Here is a 6416-nt window from a genome sequence, read left to right on the forward strand (position 1 = left end):
GCCGTGCCCCCTGGAGCATTATGAAAAATATCTTTACTAAATTCCGTCATTTGATCGAGAATTTTTTTCTAAACTTAAAGCAATACCGCACCATTGCCACACGCTATGATAAAAGGTTTGTAAACTTTTTTAGCGCCATTCGCTTGGCTTCAATTGTCCTTTGGCTTACGTTGAGTACACAGCCTATTGATCTAGGATAAAAAGAAAATCCTTTTAACAGATTTTTTTACCAGGAATTTTCTCGTTTTTCGGTTATTTAAGGAATTTTTCATTCGTATTCTCTTAATTTGGTTTTTGTTGTGTTTGTATATCAGGTGATTTCATTTTAGGCTTAAGTGTAAAAAAAATCTCCAAAGCATGACGTGACGAAAGCAAGTGCGGAAAAGATTTCCTCTAGGTCCTGTAGATAAATAAATTTTTTCCAGCTTGAGCGCGAGCATCACAAGTCATTTGCAAAAAATGATAAATTATTTGTATTACTACAAAATTCATATAGAAAAATATTATATTCACTTTTATATATCTAAAATTTTAAATTTTTACTTTCGAAATCTTGACAATGTCTTCATCGCTTTTTATAATTCACACTGTGGAAATCAGTTAAGGATTGAGTTGTGAAAAAAAAAATACTTTTTTACATTTTTTTTGCAGGGGGAGTAAATCAGTGTTTTCCTCTGTCTGGATTTTGCATGGATGGGTTAAGCAAAGATCAAAAAACTTTTGAAGAAAGACAAGGGGATGAGGAGAGTAAAAAAGAAGTTGAAGGGTATAAGACAGTCCGTATGGTAAAAGAGATTTTATTTTCGGGTAACTATGATCTTGCTGACCAGGCCTTACGTGATTCGACATTCAATCAAAAAGTTAATAATCTTGCTGATGATAATCTTTGTTCATTAATGAATGGAATTTTATTCTCAGATGATTGTGTGCTTGCTAAAAAGTTTTTAGATGGAGTTTCAGGCTTAGTTAACCTAAAAGAAAGAATAAAACAATTTAGGTATAATGATTTTGTTGATTTTGTGCGCGGTATTATGCTTTCAAAAAATTCCGATTGTGCTAAGGAAGTTCTGAAGACAGTAAATTTGAAGGAAAAGATCAGTGAATTTTCTGGGCGTGATTTTGTTAATTTTTTAGATTTTGTATTATCTTCGCAAGAAGCTAATTTTTCTGATGAAGTTTTTCAAGCTTGTGATTTAAAAGAAAGAGTGAGGGAGTTTTCATCCACTTTGAAACAGCATGGTATTACCAAAAAGCTTTTTCAGACTTTAGCTCATAACAACAACGCTGAAGGCGCTGGAGTGCTGTACTTAATTGATTGTGATGGCACAAGAACGGCCGTTTCTTATTCAAGTTTCCAGGGATCAAAACTTACTTTCAGTAATGAAGATTTCATGGATTTGATACGTTCTGTCTTGCGTTCAAAAAATGTTTCTCTTGCAAAAAAAGCTTTACAAAGTATAGATTTAAAAGAAGTAGCAGATAAGCTAGAGGGGATCGATTGTTCTTTTTTGGTATCTACCATCGTTCATGCACAAAATTTTGAGCTTGCTAAGGAAGCTTTTCAAGCTATAGATCTAAAAAAAATTGTGGACAGTTTTGGCGGTTACAATTATGGTTTTGCTGATTTTATGAGAAGGGTTTTGTCTTCAAATAATTCTGATCTCGTTAAACAAATTTTGAAGACTACAGATTTTGAAAAAATAGTGACCGAGCTCGATGATGGTAGTTTTGACTTTTTACTGAGAGGATTTCTGATTTCTGGAAAATCCGATTTTTTTGATTGCGTTTTTCGATCCGTAAATCTTGAAGAAAGAGTAGGAAAATTAGAACAATATTATTTTCCTAATTTATTAGTAAGCACCTTGAATTCGAAAGATTTATGTCTTGGAAGGAGGATTCTTAATGCAATGAATTTTCAAGAAGCACCTTATCATCTTGATCTTGAAAATTTTCGTCTTAATTTATTAATGAAAGAAATTGTGAAATCGAGTAGTCCTTTATCTGTAGAAGCTTTAAGTCGCCTAGACTTGAAAAGACTAGTAGAAAAATTTGATGATGGCAGTCTTTGCTGTTTGTTAAGCGCAATAGTAACTTCAAAAAATTTCGATTCCGCTAACTGTGCTGCTCAATCCATCGATCTAAGGGAAAGTGTGGGTAAGCTTAAGGAAATTGATTTTGTTAATTTCTTAAAAGATGGAGTTTTACTTTCCGAGAATTTTGATCTCACAAGAAAAGTTTTAGATGCTTTAAATTTTAAAGAAGAGGTTCCCAACCTTAGTAAGAGTGATCTTCGTGACTTAAAAGAAAGAGCAATGTATTCGCGCAATCCTGTATCTGAAGAAGTTTTGAGACAACTGAACTTACACTCTCATTTAAATTCAGAGTCTTTGCGATAAAGGGGGTTTTTGAGGGAGATCAAATAGCAAGTGTAGGTTTTGATAAATCGCCCGTAAATGCTGTAAAAAGAGCCAGATAAGGGCGATGAATTTTAAGAAAAACATTATGCAGATAAAGAAGCCGCGTGCTTTTTTAAAAAAATGATTGGTATAGTAATCTAGGTTGAATTAGATATTTTAAAGAACCACGAAATAGCGTAGCGTTGAAATTTAGTTTATACTCATGCTGAATAAAATTGTTGAAAAGTTTAATTTTATGTGTTAGTGACTTTTCTTATGCAAAAACTTTCTGAAAGAAGATCGTGTTGCGTTAAGAGCCGACGCGTAGAAGATAGGATTAAGGCAGTTTTTTTATCCGACAAAGGGTTGGAGCTATTGTCAAATTGCTGAGGCTCTTCTGATTGACGATCAGTCGAGGAGTATAAGGAAGATCAAAAGTTAATGGTGTCAAGCAGGGGCTCTGTAAGCAAGCTGAATATTTCACGAACAGCGGAACTTATCGAGCATTTGGAAAGCCACAACGTCGTATATGAAAGTAAGCGATACCTGCGCTTATGTTCTTGAGGCATTGCGTAGACGATTCAAGGCAAGACGTTGCGCGCCCATAATTTTTTATTTAAAAAGCCAGCAGCACGGCCCGCAAAGGCAGCCAAGCAGGAAGCGTTTATTCAACGGTGATGACAATACCGCCGGACTATCCTGTTTGGTGATGACATGCCCCCTACCATGGCAACGAAAATCACCTGTCAGGCACCCCATTTCCACAACGACCACACGCACCTGATGGGAGCCTTGGATTTGACAGGTGGTGTTCCTTAAAAACCTTGAAGACGTTTTGATCCGCTGAAAGACGCTTATCCAAAGGCGCCTAGCATTCCCCTGATCTTGGATCAAGAACCTTATATAGTAAGTTTTTGACCAAACCTGGGACAGCATCGCCATGGATCTTGTCGATCGCGTAATGACAACTTTCAACGCATTAGTCCAACACGTTCAGTTTGTTTTGGTATATTTAGAAAAAATGGGCCCAAGCCAAACATATAAGAAGAACATTGCCTTGCTTAACTGATCTCTTATTTCAATTCCATCTTTCGTAATCTTTTTATACTGTTTTAGCTATACATGCCTGGATTTTCTGTCCTGATTAATCTGAGTTTTCTGAATAAAAGAATCACCCGTCTTACCCTTCTGGGGGGTGGATTCCCCCTACACTTAAGTCTATCATCTACGTGTTGAAAAAAAATTTTAGATAGTCGTGCACACATATTAAGCGTTTTTAACTTTATCTGGAGCAGTCAAATCATCAACCATCATGCCCGAAAATGAGGGAACTTTGTCTCCCATTTTATCTTTGCAGTTACATTCTGCTTGAAGATTGGTTGAAAGAATTGTTAAAATGTAAGACGCTCCTAAAATTTTTGTTAATATTGTTTGGAATGTTTTGTTAAAAAATTTCATATCTCGGCTCTGTTGTGTTGGCTATTCGTTACGATTATAGTAAAAAATTGTAAAATCTTTCTAACCAAAACAAAAAAACTAATTTATTAATCTAAATTTCCAAAAACTTCTCCTTTTCGTAAAAACTTTTAATGAAATTGATTTTAAAAAACATTTTTCAGCGAGTCGTCATTTTTTGCTGCGCTCTTCCGTGGGTTTCTAAAATCGCTAAAAGCATCGTCCATATCGCTTGCTGAAAGCTGGATTGTCCAACAAGAATGCCTTCAAGCATATTAAGATCTAAAATCTCCTTTAAATTTTCTGGGCGCACTCCGCCACCGTAAATAAACCCTTGGGCGTGTTTTAAATGAGCCCTTAGATACTGAAACGCTTGCGATAAATACCCACAAGACGGAGGCGTTTTTCCGCCGATAGCCCAAATAGGTTCATAAGCAACGTAAAAAAGAGCTGAAGAAGGCAATGAAGAAAGATAAGAAATTTTTTTCGCAAGACTATACCACGCAGAAGGCGCTTCTTCCCCAAGGCAAAAAATAGGTACCACGCCTGCTTCCCAAGCGCGCTCCATCTGTTTTTCTAATACATCTAAAGACTCTTGCCGTTCTGCATGTCCAATCAACACATATCCGCACCCGATGTCTTGAATCATGCTGGCGTTGACTTCTCCAGTAAAGGCTCCTTTGGGAAAAACACCACAAGTCTGCGCACACAGACCGTACCCAGCGGGCAATCTTTTTTTCACAAGGTCTAAATAAACAAAAGGCGGACACAAAATTGGGCGCACATTTTCGGGTATAGAAAGACGTCCTACCGTAGAAAGAAATTGATGAATCTCTTCTAAGCTTCCTTGAGATTTCCAGTTTCCGATCAATAAGTATTTCATATCTAAAAAAAACGTGCCCAGGGCAGGAATCGAACCAGCGACACAAGGATTTTCAGTCCTATGCTCTACCAACTGAGCTACCTGGGCCATAGGAAGAGATTCTACCGAGTTTAGTTGGTAATGTCAACATGCTTTCAAGTAACTTAAAAATATTTTTTTCATAAATCAAAAATTAATTTTTTGAATAGCTTTTTCTTAAACTTAAAGCTCTTGACAGGGAATTAATGTTTTGTTTCAATAAAAAAATATAGGATAATTGTTTGGTTAGTCAAATGTCTGAAAAGTCCTTAAAAAATTCAAAAACTCATGAAAACTTAAAGGCTGCTTTTGCAGGAGAATCTCAAGCAAATCGACGGTACGAATATTTTGCCTTAAGGGCAGACAGAGAGGGAGTTTCTAGTGTGGCAGAGTTGTTTCGTTCTACAGCTCGTGGGGAGACTGCTCATGCTTTCCGTCATTTAGATTTTTTGTCTGACGTTGGAGATCCTGTAACAGATCTTCCTATTGGTTCTACTCAGGAAAATTTAGAGTCAGCGTCTGCTGGAGAGCGTTACGAGTACCAAGATATGTATCCGAGTATGGCAAAAACCGCTCGGGAGGAAGGATTTGAAGAAATAGCTAATTGGTTTGACGTGTTGGCAAAAGCAGAACGAATTCATGCTGCAGGTTTTGAAAAAGCTTTAAATCAATTAAAAACAGAAAAGTAGTTTTAAAAGGAAAGTTAAATATAGTGAAAGAATACTTATACTTAATATTATGTTTATCAGGACTAACAGGAGCCGGTAAGACAGCTGTTTCAGAAGGCGTTTCTAAGTTAGGGGAAATGCAGACCGTGTTAAAGGTAACTACTCGCCCTAAAAGAGCTTCTGATTTAGATGGAGAGTATTGTTTTGTAAATTCTGAGATTTACAATAAGATGTTTCAAGAAAAAAAGTTTGCACTTCATACAAAATATTACGAACATACTTATGCGATTCCCTATTCCACCCTTGAGGAAGGAAAAAAGAAAAATATTTCTCGGTTTATTACCCCCTGGGTTTTTGGAAAAGATTCTGTTTTTGATCCGCGTATACGCTATGTCAGAATTTGGCTAGAGCTTTCTCAAGAAGAGCGGGTAAAAAGGATGCTTAATAGAGGAGATAGCAAAGAATACGTGGCCAAGCGCTTAGACCAAGAGGCTTTGCCCCAGTTTGCTGTTTATTGGGAACAACAACGTCAGCAATGTCAATGGGTTGTGGATGCTAGTGCTCCTCTTGAAGAGGTTGTAAGAAATATTCGTACTATAGCGTTGAATTACACGGATTTTTCTTAACAAATACCGTAGCTAGTCTTTTAAACGAGTTTTTTAGGATCCGTTAAAGTGAAACTGTTATGTTTTTCAATCTTTACAGGGATTAAAGCAGCGTGGTATCACAGGGTTTCATATAGTGTAAAGGCTTTTTGAGTTTGAGGTAAAGAAAAATCGATGATCGCGGTAGTGGAGTGTGGACTTTGGGGCGAAAATATTATGCGTACGTTATCAGAAATCATACTCCCCCTCACTTTTTTGAAGGGTCTTTTAAAGATCCGAAAGAGAGGCTATTTTATTAAAAATAAACAACAATGTTTAATGCAAATGAACCTTCTGTACTTAGTATGATCGATCAGCGAAAGGTTCAGCATCCTGCGCTGATCCACAAGAT

General features: G+C 36.6%; 6 protein-coding genes, 1 tRNA gene and 1 pseudogene. 4 read left to right on the forward strand and 4 right to left on the reverse strand.

Going from position 1 to position 6416, the window contains the following annotated elements; all coding sequences use genetic code 11:
• Positions 1 to 200: pseudogene (locus K737_RS05670) on the forward strand (hypothetical protein); the annotation flags it as partial.
• Between the two features lie 414 nt (positions 201 to 614).
• Positions 615 to 2396 carry a hypothetical protein gene (locus K737_RS05675; protein ID WP_006303869.1) on the forward strand — a complete coding sequence of 594 codons (1782 nt, stop codon included), beginning with the start codon at positions 615 to 617 and terminating at the stop codon, positions 2394 to 2396.
• A 612-nt stretch (positions 2397 to 3008) separates the two neighbouring features.
• On the opposite strand, the gene K737_RS10625 is transcribed toward K737_RS05675, so the two are convergent.
• The 4 genes from K737_RS10625 to K737_RS05690 form a co-directional block, all read right to left on the reverse strand.
• A complete protein-coding gene (locus K737_RS10625) occupies positions 3009 to 3371 on the reverse strand; it encodes a hypothetical protein (RefSeq protein WP_152531114.1) in 363 nt (120 codons plus the stop codon).
• Positions 3372 to 3662: 291 nt separating this feature from the next.
• Positions 3663 to 3854: a hypothetical protein gene (locus K737_RS05680; RefSeq protein ID WP_006303868.1), complete on the reverse strand. Its 192-nt coding sequence runs from the start codon at positions 3852 to 3854 to the stop codon at positions 3663 to 3665.
• 157 nt (positions 3855 to 4011) lie between these two features.
• Positions 4012 to 4734, reverse strand: a complete 723-nt coding sequence (locus tag K737_RS08495; RefSeq protein WP_081731192.1) for a triose-phosphate isomerase — start codon at positions 4732 to 4734, stop codon at positions 4012 to 4014.
• A 14-nt stretch (positions 4735 to 4748) separates the two neighbouring features.
• Positions 4749 to 4821, reverse strand: a tRNA-Phe gene (locus K737_RS05690).
• Positions 4822 to 5006: 185 nt separating this feature from the next.
• Between K737_RS05690 and K737_RS05695 the strand changes: the two genes are divergently transcribed.
• Both K737_RS05695 and K737_RS05700 read left to right on the forward strand, forming a co-directional pair.
• Positions 5007 to 5441 carry a rubrerythrin family protein gene (locus tag K737_RS05695; RefSeq protein ID WP_023492463.1) on the forward strand — a complete coding sequence of 145 codons (435 nt, stop codon included), beginning with the start codon at positions 5007 to 5009 and terminating at the stop codon, positions 5439 to 5441.
• Positions 5442 to 5464: 23 nt separating this feature from the next.
• The gene (locus tag K737_RS05700) at positions 5465 to 6046 is read left to right on the forward strand and encodes a nucleoside/nucleotide kinase family protein (RefSeq protein WP_023492465.1); all 582 of its coding nucleotides are present in this window, start codon (positions 5465 to 5467) and stop codon (positions 6044 to 6046) included.
• Positions 6047 to 6416 lie beyond the last annotated feature (370 nt).

It is taken from the genome of Holospora undulata HU1 (assembly GCF_000388175.3).
GTDB lineage: Bacteria > Pseudomonadota > Alphaproteobacteria > Holosporales > Holosporaceae > Holospora > Holospora undulata_A.

Excerpts from the sequence above, each read along its gene's own strand:
- K737_RS05680 (WP_006303868.1), bottom strand. The coding sequence starts at position 3,854 with ATGAAATTTTTTAACAAAACATTCCAAACAATATTAACAAAAATTTTA.
- K737_RS08495 (WP_081731192.1), bottom strand. The coding sequence starts at position 4,734 with ATGAAATACTTATTGATCGGAAACTGGAAATCTCAAGGAAGCTTAGAA.
- K737_RS05695 (WP_023492463.1), top strand. The coding sequence starts at position 5,007 with ATGTCTGAAAAGTCCTTAAAAAATTCAAAAACTCATGAAAACTTAAAG.